The sequence below is a fragment of the Roseibium sp. genome, from assembly GCF_965233565.1.
Lineage (GTDB): Bacteria > Pseudomonadota > Alphaproteobacteria > Rhizobiales > Stappiaceae > Roseibium.
In genome coordinates this window covers 280,043-304,189 of the sequence record NZ_OZ247494.1, presented here as the reverse complement: position 1 = coordinate 304,189, position 24,147 = coordinate 280,043, and the positions used below count along the sequence as shown (strand labels likewise).

The following is a 24,147-nucleotide window of genomic DNA, read 5'->3' as shown; positions in this document are numbered from 1 at the left end:
CAGCCCGGAAGGGCGGTTGCGTTATCGGTAAAAACCTATAAAACACTCGTCGGTTCCGAGAATCTGCTGGGGTGAGTGCGGATTCCCGGGAGGGGTATTAAAAACAAAGGCATAGCGCAATAATGCAGCGATTGCAGAAACTTACACGGGCCGTTCTGCTTGCGGCAGCGATTTTCACGGTCGGTTCGGCCATGCCGCAGGCCTTTGGGCCTGTGTCGCTTGTCAGCGAGGCACAAGCAGCCGTCGCCCGCAGCATCCAGGTCAACGGGAATACCCGTGTCGAGGATGAAACGGTTATCAGCTACATGACCATCGTCCCGGGGCGCTCTTACAGTGCCTTTGATGTCGATGAGAGCTTGAAGGCGCTTTATGCAACCGGTCTGTTTGCCACGGTTGACATCACCCCGCGTGGCAGCACCGTGGTCGTTACGGTTACGGAGAACCCGATCATCAATCGGGTGTCCTTCGAGGGTAACCGCAAGATCAAGGATGACGCGCTTGAAACAGCTGTGCGGTCTCAGCCGCGCTCGATGCTGTCTCGCGCCAAAGTTCAGGCCGATGTTCAGAACATTCTTGAAGCCTATCGCCGCTCCGGTCGGTACGGCGCATCCGTTGATCCGCAGATCATCGACCGCGGTCAAAATCGCGTCGATCTCGTCTTTGAGATCAATGAAGGCGCCAAGACCGGTGTGGAGCGGATCAGTTTTATCGGCAACAACTCCTTTAGCGATGGCCGTCTGCGCGACGTGATCCGGACGCGCGAAAGCGGTCTGTTGAGCTTCCTGCGCAGCACGGATACCTACGATCCCGATCGGCTTGCTGCGGACGAAGAGCTGCTGCGCCAGTATTACAACAAAAAGGGTTATGCCGATTTCCGGATTGTTTCGGTCAGCGCTGATCTCGATCGTGAGCAGAATATCTTCTACGTGACCTTCACCGTTGATGAGGGCGAGAAATACGAAATCGGCGACGTGGAAATCGTATCCACGATCCCGGATGTCGATCCGGAAGAGCTGCGTCGTCTGGTTCGTACCAAAAGCGGTCGTACGTTCAATTCTCTTCGGGTCGAGCAGACCGTCGAAGACATCACGCTGCGTGTCTCCGAAGAAGGCTATGCCTTTGCCCGGGTCCGCCCGCGTGGTGCGCGTGACTACGACAACAACACGATCTCGCTGATCTACTACATTGAAGAAGGCCCGCGGGCCTATGTTGAGCGCATCAATATCATCGGCAACGACCGCACACGCGAATATGTCATTCGCCGTGAGTTCGATATTGCCGAAGGAGATGCCTTCAACCGTGCGCTGGTTGACAAGGCTGAGCGTCGGCTGCGGAACCTCGGCTTCTTCGAAAAAGTGTCTGTCACCACGCAGCAGGGCAGCTCTCCCGACCGCGTTATCGTGAATGTGCGTGTTGAAGAAAAGCCGACCGGTGAAATTTCCTTCGGTGTTGGCTATTCAACGGTGGACGGCGTTATCGGTGATATCTCTCTGACCGAGAAGAACTTCCTGGGCCGTGGGCAGTTCGTGAAGCTCGCCGTTGGCGGCGGTACAGACACGCAGTCCTACGAGTTCCGCTTCGTCGAGCCGTTCTTCATGGGGCGTCGGGTTGCACTCGATCTGGATGTGTATCGCAAGGTTGACGATGCCAACGACTACCGTTCGTTCGATCAGAAGAAAACCGGTGGCGGTTTCGGTTTCACCTTGCCGCTGCGCGAGGAAGAGCTGACACTTCGTCTGTTCTATAACATCTTCTCTGAGGACAACTCCGACCCGGACAACAAGTCCACCGGCATCAACAACTGCGACACCTCGAAACTGTCGCTGGCGGTGTGTGACTCGCTCGGTACCTATCTGACGTCTCTCGTCGGTTATGAACTGCGCTACAACACACTCGACCGGAACGTCGATCCGACCGACGGTTTCTATGCGTCCTTCGGTCAGGAATTTGCCGGCGTTGGCGGTGACAGCTACTACGTCAAAACCGAAGCTCAGGCCCGTGCCTACAAGGAAATCCTGGCGGACTACGGTCTTGTCGGTAGCGTGTCTGTTCGTGGTGGTAACATCTTCGCGCTTGGGGACGAGCGTCTGCGCGTCTCAGAACAGTTCATGCTCGGTGGCAATCTCGTGCGTGGCTTCGAGAACCAGGGCATTGGTCCGCGTGATGGCGGGACCGGAGACGCTCTCGGTGGCCAGTTCTTCTTCGCTGCAACTGCTGAGACACGTTTCCCGTTCCCGATCCTGCCGAAGGAATTCGGCCTGAGTGGTGCGGTGTTCGCGGATGCCGGGTCTCTGTGGGATTCAGACAGCGATCTCGTCAATCTCGTAGAGAACAATGGCGGCCGGGTGGACTCGAATGATTTCAACATCCGCGCGTCGGTTGGTGCAGGCATCCGCTGGAACTCGCCGTTCGGTCCGCTGCGCGCCGACTTTGCCTACCCGCTGGTCAAGGATGACGACGACAAGACCCAGGTGTTCCGCCTGAGCGGTGGCACACGGTTCTAAACTGCGGTCTCATAGAACAGTTACGGCCGCCGATATGATCGGCGGCCGTTTTTGTTTGGAGGCAAGAAGGGTAACGACATGTCCGAGCCGAGTTTCTTCGAGGCGCCAGCCCCGGTTTCGCTGAGCGATATTGCCACTTGGGCGAATGCCGAGATCTATCGCGGCGATCCCTCGCTGGAAATTTCAAGTGTCGGTCCGCTTGAAGATGCCGGATCTGGCGCTTTGGTCTTCTTTGACAACACTGCCTACCTGAAACAACTTGAAGCGACCACGGCAACGGCCTGTCTGGTCGGCAAAAGGCACAAGGACAAGGTGCCGGAAGGTGTTGCGGTACTGGTATGTGCCGATGCCTACCGCTCCTGGGCAATGGTCTTGGCGCGGTTATATCCGGCTGCGATGCAGCCGCGTGAACCTGGCGAGGCAATTGTCTCCGATAGGGCGCATGTGGACCCGGAAGCAAGACTTGAAGACAATGTGACCGTAGAGCCGGGCGCAGTTGTCGGGCCAGACGCCGAAATCGGAGCAGGTACCGTGATCCGATCGAATGCCGTGATTGGCCGCGGCGTCAAAATCGGACGTGACTGTGTTATCGGTCCGAATTCTACCGTTCAGCATTCCGTGCTTGGCGACAGGGTCTATCTGCATCCAGGTGTTGCCTGCGGGCAGGACGGTTTCGGATATGCCATGGGACCGGGAGGTCACCTTAAAGTGCCGCAGGTCGGACGGGTCATCATTCAGGACGACGTGGAAATTGGCGCCAACACCACCATTGACCGGGGGGCGAACCGGGACACGATGATTGGAGAGGGCACCAAAATCGATAACCAGGTCCAGATTGGACACAATGTGATCGTCGGACGTCATTGTGTTCTGGTGTCCCAGGTCGGTCTCTCTGGAAGCTGTACACTGGAAGATTTTGTGGCGATAGGCGGACAGACCGGTGTTCGTGGCCACGTGACCATAGGTATGGGGTCTCAGGTCGCCGCCGTCAGCGTCGTCAGCGAAGACCTTCCAGCGGGTGGGCGCTATGGCGGCACGCCGGCAAAGCCGGTAAAGCAGTGGTTCAGGGAGGTTGCCGCCTTGAGAAAACTTGCAGAGCGCGGCGGCGGATCGTAAACGATAATTCGGACAATCGATAACTTTTTGGCAGGAACTGCCCAGGGGTTTTTTATGGAAGACGAAAACAACAAGACATTGGCGACTGCAGACATCATGAGGATCATGAAACTGCTGCCGCACCGTTATCCATTTCTCCTGATCGACAAGATCATTGAAATGGATGGCGACAACAGTTGCATCGGCATCAAGAACGTCACCATTAACGAGCCTCACTTTACCGGCCACTTCCCGGAAAGACCGGTTTTTCCAGGCGTGTTGCTCATCGAGGCCATGGCTCAGACCGCGGGGGCTCTGTGTGTACACGCACGGGGAGATGATGCGCCACCTCAGCTGGTCTATTTCATGACCATCGACAAGGCAAAGTTCCGCAAGCCTGTGGAACCAGGTGATCAGGTTCATTTTCACGTGAAGAAAATCAAGCAGCGCGCCAATATCTGGAAATTCGATGCCGTCGCGCTTGTTGAAGGCAAGAAGGTTGCGGAAGCGGAAGTCAGCGCCATGCTGATAGATGCGTGAGGTTGCATGACTGAAATTCATCCTACCGCTATTGTCGAAGACGGTGCCCAAATCGGCGAAAATGTCCGTATCGGTCCGTATTCCATTGTCGGCGGTAATGTCTCGCTTTCCGACAACGTTGTCCTGGAAGCACATGTTGCTGTGGCCGGACACACCCATGTTGGTCCAGGCACACATATTTTTCCGTTTGCCAGTATCGGGCACAAACCTCAGGATCTGAAATTTGCCGGTGAAGTTTCGCGGCTTGAAATCGGCGCCAACAACCAGATTCGCGAACACGTTACGATGAACCCTGGAACAGAAGGCGGCGGGGGGGTGACCCGAGTCGGCGACAATTGCCTGTTCATGATGGGGTCTCACGTCGGACATGACTGTCTGGTCGGTAATCACGCTATTCTTGCCAACAATGCAACGCTGGCCGGGCACGTTGAACTGGCCGATTTTGTCATCATGGGCGGGCTTAGTGCCGTTCGTCAGTGGTCCCGGATCGGAACGGGCGCTATTGTTGGCGGAATGACAGGTGTGGAATTTGACGTCATTCCCTATGGCTCCGTCATTGGTGATCGGGCCCGACTGGCAGGTCTCAATCTGATCGGATTGAAGCGAAAGGGATTGCCGCGCGAACAGATCCATGCGCTGCGCGCAGCCTACCGTGCACTGTTCGAGGTCGAAGAGGGCACGTTGCGTGGTCGCGCGGAGGCCCTTGCCGCCGAACAGGCTGACCAACCTCTGGTCAAAACCGTGACCGATTTCATCCTGGAAAAGGAAGACCGGCGCTTCTGTACGCCGCGCAGCGAAGATTGAAGTCATGGCAGGCAGGACCCTGCAAGGTGCCCCGCGTATTGCACTGATTGCCGGGAACGGCACGTTGCCGCGACAGGTGGCCGACGGACTTGTTGCGGCGGGACGTGATTTCAGGATTGTGGCCATCCGGGGAGAAGCGGACCAGGCAACCCGGGTGCGCGCTCACGCAGAACTCGGTTGGGGTGAGATCGGCCGGCTGTACAGGTTTTTGAAGACCAATGACTGCCAGGATGTCCTGCTGATTGGTGGCGTTTCCAAACGACCTGATTTCACGTCCATCCTCGGTGATTTCGGAACCTTGAAACGGTTGCCGGCAATCATACGCGCGTTGGCTGGCGGTGATGACAGTCTGCTGACCAAGGTCATCCGGCTGTTTGAAAAGGAAGGATACCGCGTCGTGGGGATCAAGGACGTTGCGCCGCAACTGTTGGCTTCAAGCGGAGTTCTGGGCAAGGTTCAGCCCAGGGAGGCCGATTGGCGTGACGTCGAATTGGCTCTCGCGGCGACCGAAAAGCTCGGAGAACTGGATATCGGGCAGGCGGCTGTCGCCATAGGGGGCCGGGTTGTTGCCCTGGAAGGGGCTGAAGGCACGGACGCAATGCTGCAACGCTGTGCCGATCTTAAGAAGATTGGCCGCATCCGGAACAAGGGGCGTTCAGGTGTTCTGGTGAAAACGGCCAAACCCAATCAGGATCTTCGGGTGGATCTTCCGGCTGTGGGGCCGCACACCATCGATCTTGCGGTTGCCGCGGGACTTGCCGGTATTGCGGTGGAAGCGGATGGCGCATTGATTGCCGAGCGAGAAGAGACAATCCGCAAGGCGAACCAGTCGAAAGTCTTTCTGATCGGTATTTCGCGTTCTGCTGGAATGGGGCGGTCATGACCGGCCGGATGCCAACCATCTGCATCGTGGCCGGAGAAGAATCGGGTGATCAGCTCGGCTCTGAGCTTATGAAGGCCCTGAATGACCGTCTTGGTGAGGGTGTCCGCTATTGTGGGGTCGGAGGCGAGAAGATGACTGGCCTCGGTCTGACCAGTTTCTTCAATATGAGCGATGTCTCTGTTATGGGACTGACGGCTGTGATCGCCAGGTTGCCGCTCATTGTGCGGCGCGTGTATCAGACTGTGAACGCGGTGATTGCGGCCAAACCGGACGTGTTGGTGATCGTCGACAGCCCGGATTTCACGCATAATGTAGCAAAGCGCGTGCGGAAGCGCGCACCGCATATTCCCGTGGTTGGCTATGTGTCGCCGTCGGTCTGGGCCTGGCGGCCTGGCCGCGCGAAGAAGATGAGCGCCTATGTGGATGAGCTGCTGGCACTGCTGCCATTCGAACCGGCAGTTCACAAACGCCTTGGCGGGCCGAGAACGCACTATGTCGGCCATCCACTTTGCGAAAAAGCAGACGAACTCAGGCCATCGGACGGGGAGCGGACGCCGCTTGGGGAGAAACAGCCCGTTCTCGTCGTCTTGCCGGGCAGCCGAGGAAGCGAAATCGATCGTCTTTTGGGAGACTTCGGTCAGACCCTGAAACTGGTGGTGGATCAAGTTCCCAATCTCAGGATTGTTCTTCCAGCAGTTGCGCATCTGGAAAACAGAGTACGAGATGGCGTTGCCGGCTGGCCGGTTCAACCGGACATCGTGACGGGTGACGCTGCCAAGAAGGCTGCCTTTCGTCAGGCGCACGCCGCGCTTGCTGCCTCCGGTACGGTTTCCCTGGAGCTTGCGCTGTCCGGTGTACCAATGGTGGTCGCGTACAAGGTCGACTGGTTTTTCCGGAGAATCAAGGAACTGAACAGGATCTTCAAGTTCGCCAGCGTGGATTCCTTCGTACTGCCGAATATCATCCTGGGTAGCAAGGCGATCCCGGAATTTCTTGATGATGAAGTTCAGCCCCAAATCCTGGCGGACCATCTGGTGGGCTTGCTCAGGGGAGGCCCTGAGCGCGACCTGCAAATCGCGGAATTGAAACGTCTTGATGTGGAAATGAGATTGCCGGATGGCTACAGCCAGCGGGCAGCAGCGGCTGATGTTGTGCTGACGGCCATGAAGTCATTCCCTGAGAGTTAGAGCATTTTCTCACCAAATTGGCGCATCCTGTTTAAGGTCGGGCGAGACGATCTGCGCGGAGGGGCGGGCAGGCCATAGCGGGGCTATGGACAATCGGCCCGACGAAGCAGACGCCGCCGGCCAGACACGAATTCGAAGGGTGTTTGGCCCATTGCCTGCGGAAGCTGTCTCGACCGTGGCGCCAGCACGCTTTTCGTCAGCTCTCTTGGTCCTGGACCAAACTGGCTCCGGCAGAGTGCACCAATTTGGTTGGAAAATGCTCAAACCACCAGCCGGCTTCACGCGGCACTGACGTGAACGCAAAAAGAAAACCCCGGAAGCCGTCGCCTCCGGGGTTTGTTTTTTGAAAAGGGTCTGGTTCAGGCGTTCGCCACATTGTCCAGGAAGTGATTGACTTCCTGTTTCAGGCCCTCGGTCTTCTGGGACAGCTCGCTGGAGGCCCCCAGCACCAGATTGGCGTTCTGACTGGTCTGGGAGACGGCCTGTGACAGATCCGACATGTTGGTTTTCACCGAACCGGTGCCTTCCGCAGCGCGTTGGACGTTCACGGAGATCTCGTTGGTCGCAGCACCTTGCTGTTCAACAGCTGCTGCGATGGTTGAGGTGTACTCGTTGACTTCGTCCATGGTCTGCGTGATCGCCTCGATCGCGGTCACGGCATCTTTGGTCGCTCCCTGGATTTCGGAGATCTGCGAGGAGATTTCTTCCGTCGCCTTGGAGGTCTGCGTGGCGAGCTCTTTCACTTCTGCCGCGACAACGGCGAAGCCCTTGCCGGCTTCTCCGGCACGTGCAGCTTCAATTGTTGCATTGAGTGCCAGCAGATTTGTCTGTTCGGCAATGGCCTGGATCAGGCTGACCACTTCACCGATCTTTGTCGCTGCGGTCGACAGGCCCTGAACCTTCTCGTTGGTGACCTGGGTACCCTGTGTCGCCCGGTCCACGACCTGGGTTGTCTGGTTGACCTGACGCGAGATTTCCGCGATCGAAGCGGCCAGTTCCTCGGCGGCACTGGCGACAGTCTGAACATTCTGGGTGGCTTCGTCGGTCACACCATAAGTGCTGTCGGCAAGGCTTGAGCTCTGGCTGGCAATCGCGCTGAGGTCCTGTGCGGTCCCGTCGAGGGTCGTGGCTGTTTCTCCAACAGATCCAAGAACTTCGGTTGCCTTTTCACGGAAAGTCGAAATCAGGTCTTCAACACGCGCCTGACGTTCAGCGCGCAACTGCTGCTCCTGTTCGGTCTCTGACTGAAGTCGGACCCGTTCCACGGCATTGTCACGGAACACTTGCATGGTGCGGCTCATGTCACCAATCTCATCGCCACGCTCGACGCCATCGATATCAACATCGGTATTGCCATCGGCGAGCTGCGACATGGTCTCGGTGGTGCGTCGCAGCGGCCGTGTCACGGCAAAATTCAAGGCGACCGCCATGCCAACACCGGCCAGAACGGCAGCCAGAAGGGCAAGAGTGATCACGCCGAGCGCGCTGGTACTGGAAGCCTGGGCTGCCTCGCTTTGTTCCGCGGAGATTTCTGAAATCCGCGCCTGGACCGTCTGCGACTGTTCCTTCATCTCGCCAATCTTGCTGGCGAGGTCGAACTGGTTCGACGCCAGTTCGGCAAAACTTGCACCGAACGAAACCAGAGACGCCTTGACCGCGGGTACCTGGTCGGCAATTGCAGGGAAATCCTTGGCGCTTTTTTCCAGGCGCGAGGCAAGCTTGTTCAGATCTTCAATGCCTTTGGTGACTGCTGCCTCAGAGGCATCGTCCGGCTTCAGCATGAAATAGAAGGCGGCGGCTTTTACTGCATTCGCATCGGCTTCAATCTGCATGACCGTGTCTGCGGCACTGTCGACAACGTAGAAACGCTGATTGATCTCGTCTGCCTGATCATAGACGTTGTCGATCGCGACATTCGCCTGTGCGCGGATTTCCTTGACGCTAGAAACCAGGGTTTCGAAACCTGCCTTGGCGGCGTCCGTCAGATCAAAGATCTCGATGTAGTCTTTGGTCTGGGACAGTTTGTCGAGGGTCTGTTCCAGTTCGGCCGTCTTTGTAGCGAGTTGCGAGAACTTGCCGGGGTCTACACCTTCAAAACTGTTTGCGGCCATTTGCTTTGCAGACGGCACCAGCTTTGCAACCCGGTCCTTGATGTCGGCAAGCTGTTTCGCGTTGTTCGCGGCGGCGTTGAACAGGTTCTGCAAGGTCAGCGATTCTTCCTGAAACCCTGCTGCTGCCTGACCGACCTTGTTGGCAAGAACCAGGGTCTTGCGCGCATTCGTTTCGTCCTGGCTGACACCGTCGCGCGCCATCAGGGATTTGCCAAGTATTTGCGATGCGGCGGCTTCTAGATTCTGAACAGCGCTGTCCAGCTGTGTCTGTTTCGCCTTTTGAGCTTCAGTCAGTTTGACGACTTGCTGAAAGGTGCCGCCGAAGTCTTTCACTGCATCGGCGGCCTCTTGAACGGGCACTTGGGCTTGAGGGTCGGATTTGAGCTGTGCCTGAAGAACCTCCAGTTCACTGCCTAAAAAACCAATGCTTTTGAGTGCTTCCTCAGCTGATGCCGTGTCCTGCGTTGACAGGAAATTCTCGCGTCTGCTGGCGAGATTTTGAAGCTGTGCAATCGTTGAGGTCGACTGTTTGGCAACTTCCATCCGTTCAGAGAGGGTCATCACACTGTATGCGCCGACGCCGCCGACAATTCCTGTAAGCGCAACAACAGCGGCAAAGCTGCCGCCGACTTTTACGCCAAACTTCAGATCAGAAGCGAATTTCAGGAAATTCATATTTACCCCTCAAGACACCGAGCGCGTTCCACGCGAACTTATTGAGGAGTATGCTAGACACAGATTCCTTATTATTTGTAAAAATTTGCAAGCCTTCAATAATGTTAAGTATTGATCTTAAATTACATTTTTCTGGAGCTTATTCATCTTTTAAACTAAAAAATTAGTAGAAAAAATTCTTGATTGAGAATGAATTGAAATCTCTTTTGTTGGCGCTTGGGGAGAATTCGAGTCCCGCTTATTCAGGCAACACTCGGTTTTGGAAACTGTCTTCGTTGGCTGGGTGGAAAGCGGAAAATATTTTCTTCAAAATGCACGGATTCCGTTAGGGAAAAAAAGAAAGCGCTCCCGAATCTCGGGAACGCTTTCAAATTCGTGTCTCTATTGCCGGCTGGCAGAGGATCTATCAGCGGCGTTGGTCGATCGGCGTGTAGTCACGCTTCGTTGCGCCGGTATAGAGCTGACGCGGACGGCCAATGCGCTGGGACGGATCCTCAACCATTTCCTTCCACTGGGCAATCCAGCCGACTGTACGCGCAAGGGCGAACAGCACGGTGAACATGGTGGTCGGGAAGCCAAGTGCCCTCAGCGTGATGCCGGAATAAAAGTCGATGTTCGGATAGAGCTTCTTCTCAACGAAATACTCGTCATTGAGAGCGATTTTTTCCAGCTCCATGGCGACGTCGAGCAGCGGATCGTCCTTGATGCCGAGCTCGCCGAGCACTTCATGCGTCGTTTTCTGCATGATGCGCGCACGCGGGTCGTAGTTCTTGTAGACGCGGTGACCAAAGCCCATCAGGCGGAACGGGTCGTTCTTGTCCTTGGCACGGGCAACGAATTCCGGAATACGGTCAACAGAGCCGATCTCAGACAGCATGTTGAGCGCAGCTTCGTTAGCGCCGCCGTGAGCCGGACCCCAGAGGCAGGCAATGCCGGCAGCGATACAGGCAAACGGGTTGGCGCCCGAAGAGCCTGCGAGACGCACCGTGGAAGTGGACGCATTCTGTTCGTGGTCGGCGTGCAGGATGAAGATCCGGTCCATGGCGCGGGCCAGGACAGGGTTCACCTTGTATTCCTCGCAAGGCACTGCAAAGCACATGTGCAGGAAGTTGGCGGCATAGCCGAGATCATTGCGCGGATAAACGAATGGCTGGCCGACATGATACTTGTAGGCCATTGCGGCGATGGTCGGCATCTTCGCAATCATGCGCAGGGAAGCAACCATGCGCTGATGCGGGTCAGTGATGTCGGTGCTGTCATGATAGAACGCAGACAGGGCGCCGACGGTGCCGACCATGATGGCCATCGGGTGAGCGTCACGGCGGAAACCGGAGAAGAACCGGTTCATCTGCTCGTGGATCATGGTGTGATAGGTGACGCGATTGACGAAGTCGTCTTTCTGCGCCTTGGTCGGCAGCTCGCCGTACAGCAGCAGATAGCAGGATTCCAGGAAGTCGCCGTGATCCGCGAGCTGCTCAATCGGGTAACCGCGATAAAGCAGGGTGCCTTCGTCGCCATCAATGTATGTGATCTTGGATTCACAAGACGCGGTTGAGGTGAAGCCCGGGTCATAGGTGAACATGCCAGTGTCCTTGTACAAGGACGAGATGTTCACAACCGACGGTCCGATGGATCCGTCAAGAACGTCGAAATCGTGGTCGTTGCCACCGACGTTGAGCTTGGCGTTGTTGTCGGCCATACAGAAACCCCTCTACGTTAACCGGATGTGCCGTCCTGATGTTTGACCCCTCTGGATGAGGGGCGCATGCCCACTGCCGGACAGCACTGGAGAATTTTTCGCGTCTTGGGTAGCCCATTTACTGCACTGCCGCAAGCTGGCCGATATAACGCTTTGGTCAAAGACCGCTTTCCGAACCTTGCCAAAACGGCAAGCGCCCGGAATTCTGCCGGAAAGCGGTCTTTCGCCTGTCAGCTCAAGCAGCCTGATCGTTGATGCGAGCCAGAGATTCGTCCCTGCCAAGTGCGATCAGAACGTCGTAGATGCCCGGTGACGTGCCACGCCCTGTAAGTGCAGCGCGCAACGGCTGGGCCACTTTGCCCAGTTTCAGTTCCTTGTCTTCCGCGTAGGCTTTGACGGCGGTTTCAAGGGGTTCTGCCTGCCAGTCGGCAGCGCCGGACAGGACCTCATGCAGGTCCCGCAAAATGGCCCTGGCGTCATCAGTGAGGATCTTTGCCGCTTTTTCGTCCGTGTCGAGAGGACGCTGGCGCCACAGATAGGAGGCGCTCTCGGTCAGTTCGACCAGCGTCTTGGCCCGTTCTTTCAGGCCGGGAAGGGCTGCCAGAGCCGTTTTTTCATTGGCTGCATCCGACAGCCATTCCAGAACGGGGGCGCCGTTTTCCGCGTGTGCGAGGCAAATCTTCCAATCTGCGAGCAGCTCTGCGTCGTCTGTGGCGCGCATGTAGTGCCCGTTCAGGTTTTCCAGCTTCTTGAAGTCGAAACGGGCAGCGGACTGGCCGACAGCATCCATGCCGAACCATTTGATCATGTCTTCCAGCGACATGATCTCTTCATCGCCATGACTCCAGCCGAGCCGGGCGAGATAGTTGCGCATGGCCTGGGGCAAATAGCCCATTGCGCGATACGCTTCGGCACCGGTGGCGCCGTGGCGTTTGGACAGCTTGGCCCCATCCGGTCCGTGGATCAGCGGAATATGCGCCATGGCCGGAACATCCCAGCCGAGCGCCTGGAAGATCAACGTCTGGCGAGCCGCGTTGGTCAGGTGGTCAACGCCGCGGATGATGTGGGTGATGCCCATGTCGTGATCGTCAACAACGACGGCCAGCATGTAGGTCGGGGTTCCGTCGGAACGCATCAGCACGAAGTCATCGAGATCCTTGTTGGGAATGACCACGCGGCCCTGGACCATGTCGTCCACAACGGTCTCGCCGTCTTCAGGCGACTTGATACGGATAACGAAGCTGGCTCCATGCGGCGCTTCTGAGGCGTCCTTGTTCCGCCAGGTGCCGTCATAACGGGGCGGCTTGCCTTCTGCGCGGGCCTTTTCGCGCATGGCATCGAGTTCTTCCGGAGTGGAATAGCAGCGATACGCCGTGCCGGCCGCAAGCATCTCTTCAACAACTTCCTTGTGCCGGTCGACGCGTGAGAACTGAGAAATCGGGTCGCCGTCCCAATCGAGGCCGAGCCAGGTAAGACCGTCAATCAGGGCCTCGACAGCTTCCTCGGTCGAGCGCGCCCTGTCTGTGTCTTCGATGCGCAGCAGCATCTTGCCACCGTGATGCTTGGCAAACAGCCAGTTGAAAAGCGCGGTGCGGGCGCCGCCAATGTGCAGGAAGCCGGTCGGGGACGGTGCGAAACGCGTGACGATGTCGTGTGCCATGGTGCTTTTTGAAAGTCTCTGTCAGAATGTGGGCGCAAGAGGCGCCAGATTGGTGGCGCGGTCTTAGCACAGGCTTCGGCAAGGCTAAATAGAAAGCTCTGCCGTTTCTTGAGCTGAAAGCGAGGAGGCGTGTCGGCGACGGGGTCGGATCCTCAGATCGACTATAAAACCCGCTCAAAAGCGGAAGCCTCCAGCGACACCCAACGCAAAATAGAAGCGGCAAGGAGACCGTTCGGCCACGTTGTCGACCGTGGGCGGAAAGGCTGGCTGTTCGGTCACAGTGTCCGCGTGAAGTCCAGGGTGACGACTTTTGATCAGTTCTGGGATGAGCAGGGGCTGCTATGGGTTGCCTTTTCGTTCGCTTCAGGGATTGCTGGCTACTTCCTCCTCCCCAGCGAACCGTCCCGAATTGCAGTCTTGCTCGTCGGGTTGTGTACCTTTCTGATTGCGCTGCGCGTAAGGCGCCGACAGGCCCTTGCTTGGTATTCCGTCCTTTTGTTGGCCTTTTCAGCGGGATTAGGGACGGCGAGTTTGCGCAGCAGTCTGGTTGACGCGCCCAGACTTGCAATGCCGATGACTGTTGAAGTCGGCGGGATCGTTCTGGAACGCCAATTCGGCCCTAAGCACGATCGGTTGGTCTTGTCCGTCGAGACGGTCAAGCGGAGGGCCATCGATGCCGACGCCTTTCCACACAGGCTGCGCTTACGCGTTCCAAAGGAAAGTGGCGGGCAGGTTGGCGAGAGAGTGCGACTTAAAGGGCGCCTGTTTCCGCCACCCGGTCCGGTGCATCCAGGCGGTTATGACTTTTCCTTTCGGGCCTATTTCATGCAAATCGGAGCGACGGGCTTCAGTTTTGGCCCAGCCGAGATGCTCGGACCAGCTGAAAGTGGCCTGAAACTGCGCGGTGCTGCCATGGTGGCGAAGCTTCGGGGCGACCTTGCAAACCGCATTCGAACCGATCTGGGAGACCGACCGGAAACAGCCTTGGTTGTCGCCCTGCTCGTTGGAGACCGCAGCGGCATCTCTGAGCAGCAGGAGGAAGCGCTGCGTGCCTCCGGTCTCGCACATATTCTCGCGATTTCCGGTCTTCACATGGCACTTTTTGCCGGTGGAACCTATGGTGGGGTCCTGCTGCTCCTGGCCTTGCTCCCAGCCCTTTCTCTGCGATGGCCGACGCACAAGTGGGCGGCTGTTGCTGCGCTTCTTGCAGCAACTTTCTATCTGCTGCTGTCAGGTGCGAGTGTCGCCACCCAGCGTTCCTACCTGATGATTGCACTTGTTTTTCTGGGTCTCCTGGCGGGACGACGCGGCCTGACTTTGCGCAGTGTTGCGCTGGCCGCTCTGGTGCTGTTGGCGCTTGCGCCCGAGCGACTGTTTTTCCCTGGATTTCAGATGTCTTTTGCAGCGGTCATTTGTCTTGTCGCTGTTTATGAGCTCTGGCGGCGTCGCGAGGCGGATTTTCAAGGAATGACGCGAGATCAGGGCCTCCGAGCCCGCATTGTCAGGTCTGTTGGTGCCTGGGGGGCGGGTCTGTTTGTGACTGCGTTGGTCGCCGGGCTTGCCACAGGGATAATCGGTGCACATCACTTCGGCCGCGTTGCCCCCTATGGTTTGGTCGGGAATATGCTGGGCATGCCTGTTTTCACCTTGCTGGTGATGCCGATGGGCGTTCTTGCGCTGGTGCTGATGCCCTTCGGCCTGGCGGTGCTTCCCTTGACCGTCATGTCATTCGGGATTTCGATCCTGCTCGACGTGGCTGAGTTCACTTCCGCCCTGGACGCGGGGCAGGGCGCTGTCGGCAAACTGGATGCAGTGGCCGCCGTATTGCTTCTTGGCTCCCTGTTCACCGGACTTCTGTTGCCGGGGCGTCTGCGTCTTGTCGCGGTGCTGTTGTTTGCAGGCGGAGTGGGGTCAGCTGTGCAAGCAAGGCCGCCCGATCTTCAGATTGCGACAACAGGCGCATCACTTGCCGCGCGAGATGAGGAAGGCAATCTGCGGTATTCCGGCAGGAGAAGCTCTTTTGCGACGGAACTCTGGTTTCAGGCTGAAGGCATTCCATCGCAGGCGCTTGGATCGCGCAGGATGATAGCGTCCCAAAGGCGATGCGACGCGCAAGGATGCGTTTTCAGCGCTTTTGGCAATGAGCAAGCAAGCGAAGCCGCAACGGGAAAGACGACACCTGTTTTTCTCGCCGTCCCCAAAACGCTCGAAGCATTGGTGGATGATTGTCGATATGCCGATATTGTCGTGAGCGATTTTATCGTTCCGGAGAATTGCGGTGCAGATCTCGTGATTGACCAGGTGGTCAGAACACGACGCGGAGCTGTGGCCATCTGGCTCTCAAGCCAGAAATCGAGGGGGCCGGCCCTCGAGGCCACCGCGCGTAGCCTCGACAATGAAACTGAAACCGAAAATGGCAGGACCACCATCATTGAGCGCTTGGTTCATGCCATTCCAGACCCGCCACGACCCTGGCATCTTCCGGGGACTGTGACCTATGGCAGTCTCCGGCGATCAGAGGGCAACAAGACCCGGTGACCGGTTTCCGGGACAGATCAATACTGTCGGAAGAGGGCCACCAGACGCCCCTGAACGCGTACGCGTCCCGGGCCGAAAATACGCGTTTCGTAAGCTGGGTTTGCGGCCTCCAGCGCAATCGAGGCGCCTTTTTTGCGCAGGCGTTTCAGGGTCGCTTCCTCGTCATCCACAAGAGCGACCACGATATCACCGCTGTCGGCGCTGTCCGTCCTGCGGATCAGCACCGTGTCGCCATCAAGGATGCCGGCCTCGATCATGGAGTCGCCGCGGACTTCCAGGGCATAATGCTCCCCTTTGCCAAGCAGTTCCGGTGGCACGGTGATCGAATGACTGTGTGTCTGGATCGCCTCGATCGGCACACCGGCCGCGATACGGCCCATTACGGGGATCTCGGTTCCGGCGGCGACTGGTTCTTCGACCGGTTTGGGGGCCTCCGGCTTGCCGAGAGAGCCTTCGATGACTTCTGGCGAGAAGCTGCCCCGCGGCCGCGGGGCGCCAAGACCGGGTGCGATTGAGTCTGGCAGGCGGACAACTTCCATGGCGCGGGCCCTGTTGGGCAGGCGGCGGATGAAGCCACGTTCTTCGAGTGCGGTAATGAGCCGGTGAATGCCGGACTTGGATCTGAGGTCCAGCGCATCCTTCATTTCATCAAAAGACGGCGGAACACCGGTTTCCTTCAGTCGTTCATGAATGAACATGAGCAGTTCGTACTGCTTGCGCGTCAGCATATCGGCATCCCCTACCGCAGAATGGGCTGGTACAAATCAAGAACACAGTACCTGTTCTCATTGTGTTCTGCAAGGGTAAATGTTCTCTTACTGTTCCCTCTGTTTGATCCTGCGCTCAGGTGGTTCATCTGTGTGTTTCACGGGGAAGAGTCCTCCGACCGGATGAGGAGTTCGCATGTCACCAGCGTCGGGGCCTGGCCTGCGAGGACCGTTCCCTGGTGGTAATTGCCGTCAAGATCAACACAACGCACGGGGATCGACAGTCCTTTGCCTTCCGGGGATCCAGCTCCCGGGCGTAACAGGATCTCCGATATGAGTCCCGTCATCGACGCAGTGTCATGAAAGGATGCGCCAGCAAAGCTGCCGAGTCCCATGACCTCGTAGGCCGGCGTGCCGAGTGTTGCAGCAAGGCTTTCGACACTTTGGTGAATGTCTTCGAACGGTGCCAGGGTCGCGATCAGAGCATTTATTGGCAATCCGCTGTGGCGGCTTACAGTTTCCTTGACGCGGAACAGGGTGAACTCTGTTTCCGGGTCGAATGCAGCTTCAAACCGGGCTCCCTTGAGACCATAACCGGTGAGCGTGCTCGTTGTTGCCAAGGTCAATGTGTCCGGCAGAAGGTGGCCCAATCGCTTCTGTCCGCCCTCGAGCCAGAAGGCGTGGATATGGGCGAACCAGCCACCGTCGCGCCAACCGAACACGGCAACGGCTTCCTCAAGCCGGGCTTTCTCGCAGGAGCGGGTGTCGCTGTACCAGGCTGCATGACGATCATCTATCGCTCTGTCCGGCATGACGTAGTCGAATGGAGCCAGGGCAACACCGCCGAGATTCAAGATGGCGGAATCAATGCCTTCCGCTTCGGCCCAGTGGCCCAGCGCCTCCAGCAGAGGGCGGTCAGAGGCGATCTCGAAGGAAACGGCTTCAGCTGCACAAGGAATGAACGGGCGCCGGTCTGCCGCCTTAGGACCCGGATGACGGATTTCGGCGAGGGACTTTGGCGCCGGGCGTCTCATAGCAGCCCCTTTTCAGTCAAATGTTCACGGACCAGCTTCTTGGTTATCTTTCCATAGGCGCTGGTCGGCATCTCCTCGATGAACAGATAGCGTGCAGGCATCTTGTAGCGTGCCACCTGACCGTTCAGGAAATCGGATAGCTCGGCCGGATCGGGTGAAGAACCGTCTACGGGTACACAGACAGCCAGTCCGATTTCCCCCCATTCCGGATCCGGGATGCCCAGAATCGCGACTTCAGAGAGTCCGGGATGGGTCAGGAGGACCTCTTCCACTTCCTTCGGATAGACGTTGGATCCGCCTGAAATATACATGTCCGAGGCACGACCGGTCAGATAGAGGAACCGGGCCTCATCCATGTGACCGATGTCGCCTGTGCGGAACCAGCCATTGCGAAACGATTTGGCGTTCGCTGCCTCATCTTCCAGGTATCCGGCACAGACCGCGGCACCGATGACACAGACCTCTCCGGTCTCATGCGGTGCCAGAATGTTGCCGTCGTCATCCTGGATGGAGACTTCGATGCCGGTGCGTTCCGTGCCGCAGGTGCCGACACGGGCGGTTGGCCCGTCCTCCAGAACGTGGTCCTGGGGCCTAAGCACGGTGATGTTTCCGGTGACTTCGCCTAGCCCGTAATACTGGACGAGCACGGACCCGAGTTTCTTCAGAGCCGTCTTCTGGTCTTCCCGATACATGGGCGCACCCGCATAAATCACATGGCGCAGGCTGGAATGGTCGTATCGGTCTACCGCCGGATCCTCGACCAGTCGTTTGACGATGGTCGGGACCGTGAACAGGTTGGAGACCTTGTGCCGTTGGATCAGCTCAAACGCTATTGACGGGGAAAAACCGCCCGGTGGCATCAGGACATGTGCCGACCCCGCCGCGAGCTGGGCAATCAATTGGAGACCGGCGCCGTGAGACAGCGGTGCAATGACCAGGGAGGCATCTTCTTCCGTCGTGCCGGGAATCAGGTCGGCCATGTAGTTGACACAGACAAATCCGATCTGGCCATGGCTCAGAACCACCGCTTTCGGCCGGCCCGTGGAACCCGATGTGAAGAACAGCCAGCAGGGATCGGTATAGTCGACCTCGGCATTCCTGACTTTGCCACCCATGTGTCGATCGATCAGGTCTTCATACTCGGCGCCGAATCCGCTGTCGCCAATGCTGATACATCCCGAAAGACCAGGGCAGGCGGTCTTCACCGCGTCCGCCTGTGCCGCGAAGGCCGCATCACAGACAAACACCTTTGCAGCTGCCTTTCCGGCGGCATAGGCGGTTTCGGCGGGGGCCTGCCTGAAATTGCAGGGTACCCATATGGCACCCAGCCGGAAAGCGGCCAGCATGATCTCGATCATCTGGCTGGAGTTTTGTGCCTGAACCAGCAGGCTGTCTCCCTTGGAGAGGCGGTATTCGGAGACAAGCGCGTTCGCAAGAGCTGACACGCGGGTGTCGAGTTCTTTCCAGCTCCAGGTGGTTCCCTCCGAGACGATGGCAGGCCGGTCGGGCCAGCGTGCTGCGTTTTTTGTCAGGAACTGCGCCAGATTGATTACCCGGTCCGAACAGCGCGTTACCATCAGTTTCAGTCTCCAGATGCTTCGTTGGAGAAGACGTTAGGTCGGCCTTGATCGATTTGACAAGCATGTCTTGCAGCAAGTCATTCCGCTTTCACGGCAAATCGTGCAGGATGCCGGCCACAAGATGAAGAGGGAAACCTGAGGCCATTTATGACTGAGATGACGATTACCGATTGGGACGACGCTTATGCCAACGCTGCCCATATACCGGGTGCAAAAGTTTTTATAGCGCGTTGGGAAAGCGATTCGGCGGCCTTCCGGAAATCCTGGATGAAGAAGGATATCGATGTCGTCTACGGGGAGGGCGCGCGCCACAGGTTCGATGTCTTTCATCCCGAGGGGAAATCGAGAGGGCTCGCGGTTTTTGTCCATGGCGGCTACTGGATGCGCTTCGACAAGTCCTATTGGTCTCATTTTGCCACAGGCCCCCTCGCCAGGGGATGGACCACCTGCCTGCCGTCCTATGATCTCGCGCCACATGCAAGCATTGCCGATATCACCCGCCAGATCGCAAAAGCGATCACAAAGGTGGCCAACCGGGTCAGCGGTCCAATCCGTTTGACGGGTCATTCCGCCGGAGGTCATCTCGTTAGCCGTATGGTGTGCGAAGACAGCCTGTTGGAACCGGAGGTGCTGGAGCGGATCGAGAAGGTCGTCTCCGTCAGTGGGCTTCATGACCTTCGGCCGCTGCGCAAGACGAAGATGAACGAGAGCTTCGGGATGAGCGAAGAGGATGCTGTCGCGGAAAGCCCGGCGCTCAAGGAGCCTTCGGGCCCTTGTCCGGTCGTTGCCTGGGTTGGAGGAGCGGAGCGGCCGGAATTCCTCAGGCAATCGAAACTGCTTGCCGAGGCCTGGCCGGCAGCCAGCTATCATGAGGATCCGGACCGGCATCATTTCGATGTCATCGACGGGTTGAAGGATCCGGGCAGCGGTTTGACCTCGGCTCTGGTGGAGACCTAGGCCGTATCTGAAGGAGAGCGACATGCGGACCGAAAGCGACAGCCTCGGTGAAATCGACGTTCCGGAGGACAAGTACTGGGGCGCCCAGACGCAACGCTCCTTAAAGTACTTTTCCATCGGCACGGATCTGATGCCGATCGAGCTTGTTCATGCCTATGGCTACCTGAAAAAGGCCTCCGCACGTGCGAACGCGGAGCTCGGACTGCTGCGGGAGGATCTTGCCGACCTGATTGCAAGGGCGTCGTCGGAAGTAGCCGACGGCAAGCTTGATGATCACTTTCCCTTGCATGTCTGGATGACAGGCAGCGGAACGCAGACCAACATGAACGTGAATGAGGTGATCTCCAACCGGGCCATAGCGCTGGCTGGTGGGGTGCTCGGATCCAAGGAACCCGTGCATCCCAACGATCATGTCAACATGTCGCAATCCTCGAACGACACATTTCCGGCGGCGATGCATATGGCCGCCGCCCTGCAGGTCAATGACAGGCTTCTGCCGGGAGTGGAAACGCTCCACAAGAGCCTGGAACGCAAGGCGGAAGCCTGGAGCGATATCATCAAGATCGGTCGCACCCACATGCAGGATGCGACGCCGCTGACGCTGGGCCAGGAATTCTCCGGTTATGCGGAGATGATCCGTCAGGATATCGACCGGATTGAACATGCCCTGACGGATGTCTATGCCTTGGCGCTGGGCGGCACCGCCGTCGGCACGGGGATCAACACCCATCCGGATTTTGCCGATCTTGCTGCGCGCAGGATTGCCGAACTGACGGCGCTCCCCTTTGTTTCCGCGCCGAACAAGTTCGCCGCCCAGGGCAGTCACGATGCGCTGGTGATGCTGAGCGGGGCGCTCAGGACGCTGGCGGTGTCCCTGTTCAAGATTGCCAACGATATTCGTCTTCTGTCCTGCGGCCCGCGCTGCGGTTTCTTCGAGCTCAAGATCCCCTCCAACGAACCCGGTTCGTCGATCATGCCGGGCAAGGTCAATCCGACTCAATGCGAGGCGCTGGCCATGATCGCGGCCCAGGTCATGGGCAATGATGTGACGGTCGGTATTGGCGGAGCGAGCGGATATCTGGAAATGAATGTCTACAAGCCACTCATGATCAACGCGATCCTGCAGTCGGTGAAGATCATGGGAGATGGCAGCGCCAATTTTGCGCAGTTCCTGGTGGATGGCATGGAGCCGAATGAAAAACGGATCCAGGACTATCTCGATCAGTCCCTGATGCTGGTCACGGCGCTCAGCCCGGTGATTGGTTACGACAAGGCCAGCCATGCGGCCCACCACGCATTCGAAAACGACCTGACGCTGAAACAAGCCTGTCTCGATCTCGGTTTTGTCACCGGCGACGATTTCGACAGGCTCGTCGATCCTTCACGAATGTTGGGGCCTTCTATCTGATAAGGCTGAACTGGTTACAACAAACCGCGCTGGGCGAGATTGCGCATCAGCTGGCTGATGCCGAAGGTCCATTGCGGGCATATGGTGGACAAATCGACGGTGTTGCTCAGCTTGCCGAGGCCGGGGGCGGAGATCGTGACCTTGTCGCCAATCTTGTGGGTAAAGCCTTCTCCGGCAACGTCCCGGTCCTGCGTTGGGGCGAACATTGTGCCTAGGAAAAGCATGAGACCATCGGGATATTGATGGTGCCGCCCGATGGTCTGGGCGACGAGATCTTGCGGATCGCGACTGATCTCGGCCATGGACGAGTGACCGGTCAGGTGAAATCCGTCCTCTCCTGCCACAGTGAGAGTCAGCTCCGCACTGCGGATATCGTCGAGGGAAAACGTTTCGTCGAACAAGCGGATCATTGGACCGATCGCGCAGGAGGCATTGTTGTCCTTGGCCTTTGACAGAAGGAGCGCCGACCGGCCCTCGATGTCACGCAGATTGACGTCGTTGCCGAGCGTGGCGCCGACTATTTCTCCTCTTGAAGACACGGTCAGAACCACTTCCGGCTCCGGGTTGTTCCAGCTTGAACTTGGATGAAGGCCGACACTCGCGCCTGGGCCGACGGAGGACAATACTTGTGCCTTGGAGAAAACCTCGGCATCTGGCCCGATGCCGACCTCAAGATAAGGGCTCCAAAGCCCTTCTGCGATCAGGGCTTCCTTTACCTTGGCCGCCTCCTTCGAGCCCGCTCTGATGTTACGGAGACTGTCGCCGATGGCTGCGCCTACTCTGGTTCGAATTGTCTCGGCCTGTCTTGCATCACCTGCGGCTTTTTCCTCAATGACCCGCTCGACCATCGATCTTGCGAAAGTGACGCCGCAAGCCTTGACCGCTTGCAGATCGCAAGGCGCAAGCAAGTGAGGCGCATCCGAATTACCTGTGAAGGCAGCTGATATCTCGGTAATTGGACCAATGATTTCTCCGGTGGCCTCGGAAACATAGGAGGCAGGGGCCTCCAGCTCGCAAATGTCTCGCACCGTTGGAGCTGTTCTGGACGTGATGTCGACAAGATTTCCGTTTCTCACGGTGACGACCGCCGGGCCACTGACCTCGGGCCGCCAGAGCCGTCCCAGAAAAACGCCGCCTGCCAGTTCATCGGGCGTGAAAATTGTCATCTGTTTCCTCCTGTCAGCGACGCTTGCCGCCAGTATCCAACGATAACTATGCGCGGTTTTCGGTCCAGGTAAACGCCTTCAGGCGCTGCACCGCCGGGCCCCTTGCTGCAAGAGACCGGCTTCTGCTTCGGCTGCCAAAGTCCGTTGACCTCGTCATCAAGTTGAATTATTCTAGATAATATCTAGAACGAGCCTGGTTGAAAAGTCCCGCGTTGCAGCAGCGTGAAAACGCATTCACCAGGCATGAAATGAGGTGCGTACCTCAGTCGTTCTGGATCCCCAGGACCGGGGCGTGTTGTGGAGGCACAGGCGCGTCTTGGGGAAACGTCTGGAGGAGACACATGAGAATCAAGTCACTCGCGCTGGCCAGTGTGATTGCACTCTCGGCCGGCCTTGCTCAGGCAGAGGTCACGATCGACGTCCTGTCCATTAATCGGGACAGTGCCACCTGGAAGCAGCTCTATGAGGATCTGGTCGCGGATTACAATGCCGCGAATGATGGCGTGACCGTCCATGTCGAGTTCATGGAGGATGAATCCTTCAAGCAGAAACTGCCGACACTCTTGCAGTCCGATGCGGCTCCGGATCTGTTTTTCAGCTGGTCCGGGGGTGTGTTCTACGAGCAGGCAGAGCAGGGCTTTCTGAAAGCGCTTGATGAGGCAACCGTCGCCGAATGGCAGCAGGAATTGTCCGCCGGTGGCATGGCCGCTCTGTCACATGACGGCAAGTATTATGGCGCGCCTGAGGCATCTCAGACGGTCGGTATCTGGTACAACAAGGATATCGCAAGCGAACTCGGTCTCGATCCAACCAAGATCGAAACCTACGACGACCTCCTTGGAACGGTGAAGGCCGCGAAAGAGGCCGGCGTCACCCCGTTCACGGTCGGGGGACAGGACAAGTGGCCGCTTCATTTCTTCTACTCGCTTCTGGCCATGCGGATCATGGGGCAGGAAGGGATGGCGGCCTCCGCTGCCGGCGAGAATGGCGGGTTTGCCAATCAGGACTGGGTACGCGCGGGTGAAGAATTCGTCCGGCTGATCGAGCTGGAACCGTTTCAGGACGGGTTCATGGGCGTCAAATATGATCAGGCGACCGGGATCTGGGGCGATGGCGGCAGCCTCTTCCACCTGATGGGCGACTGGGACCTCGGCGCCAGCCGGGCGGCCGCGTCCAACGGCGGGCTCAGGGACGAGCAATTGGGGGTCATTTCGTTTCCCGCGGTTGAAGGCGGCAAAGGCAAGATCACCGATACGCTTGGTGGTGCGTCCGGTTTCGTCCTGACCAGGAATGCGCCGGATGAAGCCGTCGACTTTCTCAAATTTTTCATGGGTGAAACGGCTCAGAAACGGGCCGCCGCCGAAGGTATTTACATTCCGACGGTGCCGGCAGCCAGCGGCCTGGTGGAAGATGTCGTCCTGAAGCAGTTCGCCGATATCGGCGGGGCTTCAACCTACCACCAATTGTTCCTCGATCAGTATTTCGGCTCGGAACTTGGCGGTGTCATCAACGACGTTTCCGCTCAATTGGCCACCGGCGACATCACGCCCCGGGAAGCGGCCGAGCTTCTGGAAGAAACACGTCAATTCCAGTGAAGCT

The 24,147-nt window shown here is 57.9% G+C and carries 17 protein-coding genes; 10 read left to right on the top strand and 7 right to left on the bottom strand.

Annotation, left to right across the window (positions count from 1 at the left end; genetic code table 11):
- Positions 1–122 precede the first annotated feature (122 nt).
- The 6 genes from bamA (at position 123) to lpxB (ending at position 7,013) form a co-directional block, all read left to right on the top strand.
- Positions 123–2,504 (top strand): outer membrane protein assembly factor BamA, encoded by a 2,382-nt coding sequence (gene bamA, locus ACO6TG_RS01380; RefSeq protein ID WP_422376547.1) that lies wholly within the window; start codon positions 123–125, stop codon positions 2,502–2,504.
- A 78-nt stretch (positions 2,505–2,582) separates the two neighbouring features.
- Positions 2,583–3,620, top strand: coding sequence for a UDP-3-O-(3-hydroxymyristoyl)glucosamine N-acyltransferase (gene lpxD / locus ACO6TG_RS01375; protein ID WP_422376546.1), 1,038 nt, complete (start codon positions 2,583–2,585; stop codon positions 3,618–3,620).
- 54 nt (positions 3,621–3,674) lie between these two features.
- Complete coding sequence (fabZ, locus tag ACO6TG_RS01370; protein WP_422376545.1) at positions 3,675–4,139, top strand: 3-hydroxyacyl-ACP dehydratase FabZ; 465 nt, start codon at positions 3,675–3,677, stop codon at positions 4,137–4,139.
- 6 nt (positions 4,140–4,145) lie between these two features.
- Positions 4,146–4,943, top strand: coding sequence for an acyl-ACP--UDP-N-acetylglucosamine O-acyltransferase (gene lpxA / locus ACO6TG_RS01365; RefSeq protein ID WP_422376544.1), 798 nt, complete (start codon positions 4,146–4,148; stop codon positions 4,941–4,943).
- A gap of 4 nt (positions 4,944–4,947) precedes the next feature.
- Positions 4,948–5,826: an LpxI family protein gene (locus ACO6TG_RS01360; RefSeq protein WP_422376543.1), complete on the top strand. Its 879-nt coding sequence runs from the start codon at positions 4,948–4,950 to the stop codon at positions 5,824–5,826.
- Complete coding sequence (gene lpxB, locus ACO6TG_RS01355; RefSeq protein ID WP_422376542.1) at positions 5,823–7,013, top strand: lipid-A-disaccharide synthase; 1,191 nt, start codon at positions 5,823–5,825, stop codon at positions 7,011–7,013. Before ACO6TG_RS01360 ends, lpxB begins: the two co-directional genes overlap by 4 nt.
- 359 nt (positions 7,014–7,372) lie before the next feature.
- Here the strand turns inward: lpxB and ACO6TG_RS01350 are convergent, their stop codons facing one another.
- The 3 genes from ACO6TG_RS01350 to gltX all read right to left on the bottom strand — a co-directional run bounded on the left by ACO6TG_RS01350 (position 7,373) and on the right by gltX (position 13,158).
- Complete coding sequence (locus ACO6TG_RS01350; protein WP_422376541.1) at positions 7,373–9,799, bottom strand: methyl-accepting chemotaxis protein; 2,427 nt, start codon at positions 9,797–9,799, stop codon at positions 7,373–7,375.
- A 406-nt stretch (positions 9,800–10,205) separates the two neighbouring features.
- On the bottom strand, positions 10,206–11,498 hold the full coding sequence (gene gltA, locus ACO6TG_RS01345; RefSeq protein WP_094070911.1) for a citrate synthase: 1,293 nt from the start codon (positions 11,496–11,498) through the stop codon (positions 10,206–10,208).
- A 235-nt stretch (positions 11,499–11,733) separates the two neighbouring features.
- A complete protein-coding gene (gene gltX, locus ACO6TG_RS01340; protein ID WP_422376540.1) occupies positions 11,734–13,158 on the bottom strand; it encodes a glutamate--tRNA ligase in 1,425 nt (474 codons plus the stop codon).
- Positions 13,159–13,287: 129 nt separating this feature from the next.
- On the opposite strand from gltX, the gene ACO6TG_RS01335 reads away from it, so the two are divergent.
- A complete protein-coding gene (locus tag ACO6TG_RS01335; protein ID WP_422376539.1) occupies positions 13,288–15,696 on the top strand; it encodes a ComEC/Rec2 family competence protein in 2,409 nt (802 codons plus the stop codon).
- A gap of 17 nt (positions 15,697–15,713) precedes the next feature.
- On the opposite strand, the gene lexA is transcribed toward ACO6TG_RS01335, so the two are convergent.
- The 3 genes from lexA to ACO6TG_RS01320 all read right to left on the bottom strand — a co-directional run bounded on the left by lexA (position 15,714) and on the right by ACO6TG_RS01320 (position 19,014).
- Positions 15,714–16,424, bottom strand: a complete 711-nt coding sequence (gene lexA / locus ACO6TG_RS01330) for a transcriptional repressor LexA (protein ID WP_094070908.1) — start codon at positions 16,422–16,424, stop codon at positions 15,714–15,716.
- Between the two features lie 137 nt (positions 16,425–16,561).
- Complete coding sequence (locus ACO6TG_RS01325; protein ID WP_422376538.1) at positions 16,562–17,437, bottom strand: hypothetical protein; 876 nt, start codon at positions 17,435–17,437, stop codon at positions 16,562–16,564.
- Positions 17,434–19,014 carry an acyl-CoA synthetase gene (locus ACO6TG_RS01320; RefSeq protein ID WP_422376537.1) on the bottom strand — a complete coding sequence of 527 codons (1,581 nt, stop codon included), beginning with the start codon at positions 19,012–19,014 and terminating at the stop codon, positions 17,434–17,436. Before ACO6TG_RS01320 ends, ACO6TG_RS01325 begins: the two co-directional genes overlap by 4 nt.
- 150 nt (positions 19,015–19,164) lie before the next feature.
- Here ACO6TG_RS01320 and ACO6TG_RS01315 point away from each other — a divergent pair, with 150 nt between their 5' ends.
- Together ACO6TG_RS01315 and fumC are read left to right on the top strand one after the other, a co-directional pair.
- Positions 19,165–19,974 carry an alpha/beta hydrolase gene (locus ACO6TG_RS01315; RefSeq protein WP_422376536.1) on the top strand — a complete coding sequence of 270 codons (810 nt, stop codon included), beginning with the start codon at positions 19,165–19,167 and terminating at the stop codon, positions 19,972–19,974.
- 22 nt (positions 19,975–19,996) lie between these two features.
- Entirely contained in the window at positions 19,997–21,382 is a 1,386-nt protein-coding gene (fumC, locus tag ACO6TG_RS01310) for a class II fumarate hydratase (protein WP_422376535.1), read from the top strand.
- Between the two features lie 14 nt (positions 21,383–21,396).
- Here fumC and ACO6TG_RS01305 read toward each other — a convergent pair whose 3' ends face one another.
- Entirely contained in the window at positions 21,397–22,548 is a 1,152-nt protein-coding gene (locus ACO6TG_RS01305; protein WP_422376534.1) for a fumarylacetoacetate hydrolase family protein, read from the bottom strand.
- 341 nt (positions 22,549–22,889) lie between these two features.
- Here ACO6TG_RS01305 and ACO6TG_RS01300 point away from each other — a divergent pair, with 341 nt between their 5' ends.
- On the top strand, positions 22,890–24,143 hold the full coding sequence (locus ACO6TG_RS01300; RefSeq protein WP_422376533.1) for an ABC transporter substrate-binding protein: 1,254 nt from the start codon (positions 22,890–22,892) through the stop codon (positions 24,141–24,143).
- Positions 24,144–24,147: the final 4 nt, after the last annotated feature.

Bases quoted from the DNA above. Each gene is read 5' to 3' on its own strand.
- bamA (WP_422376547.1), top strand. From the start codon at position 123: ATGCAGCGATTGCAGAAACTTACACGGGCCGTTCTGCTTGCGGCAGCG.
- lpxD (WP_422376546.1), top strand. From the start codon at position 2,583: ATGTCCGAGCCGAGTTTCTTCGAGGCGCCAGCCCCGGTTTCGCTGAGC.
- fabZ (WP_422376545.1), top strand. From the start codon at position 3,675: ATGGAAGACGAAAACAACAAGACATTGGCGACTGCAGACATCATGAGG.
- lpxA (WP_422376544.1), top strand. From the start codon at position 4,146: ATGACTGAAATTCATCCTACCGCTATTGTCGAAGACGGTGCCCAAATC.
- ACO6TG_RS01360 (WP_422376543.1), top strand. From the start codon at position 4,948: ATGGCAGGCAGGACCCTGCAAGGTGCCCCGCGTATTGCACTGATTGCC.
- lpxB (WP_422376542.1), top strand. From the start codon at position 5,823: ATGACCGGCCGGATGCCAACCATCTGCATCGTGGCCGGAGAAGAATCG.
- ACO6TG_RS01350 (WP_422376541.1), bottom strand. From the start codon at position 9,799: ATGAATTTCCTGAAATTCGCTTCTGATCTGAAGTTTGGCGTAAAAGTC.
- gltA (WP_094070911.1), bottom strand. From the start codon at position 11,498: ATGGCCGACAACAACGCCAAGCTCAACGTCGGTGGCAACGACCACGAT.
- gltX (WP_422376540.1), bottom strand. From the start codon at position 13,158: ATGGCACACGACATCGTCACGCGTTTCGCACCGTCCCCGACCGGCTTC.
- lexA (WP_094070908.1), bottom strand. From the start codon at position 16,424: ATGCTGACGCGCAAGCAGTACGAACTGCTCATGTTCATTCATGAACGA.
- ACO6TG_RS01325 (WP_422376538.1), bottom strand. From the start codon at position 17,437: ATGAGACGCCCGGCGCCAAAGTCCCTCGCCGAAATCCGTCATCCGGGT.
- ACO6TG_RS01320 (WP_422376537.1), bottom strand. From the start codon at position 19,014: ATGGTAACGCGCTGTTCGGACCGGGTAATCAATCTGGCGCAGTTCCTG.
- ACO6TG_RS01315 (WP_422376536.1), top strand. From the start codon at position 19,165: ATGACTGAGATGACGATTACCGATTGGGACGACGCTTATGCCAACGCT.
- fumC (WP_422376535.1), top strand. From the start codon at position 19,997: ATGCGGACCGAAAGCGACAGCCTCGGTGAAATCGACGTTCCGGAGGAC.
- ACO6TG_RS01305 (WP_422376534.1), bottom strand. From the start codon at position 22,548: ATGACAATTTTCACGCCCGATGAACTGGCAGGCGGCGTTTTTCTGGGA.
- ACO6TG_RS01300 (WP_422376533.1), top strand. From the start codon at position 22,890: ATGAGAATCAAGTCACTCGCGCTGGCCAGTGTGATTGCACTCTCGGCC.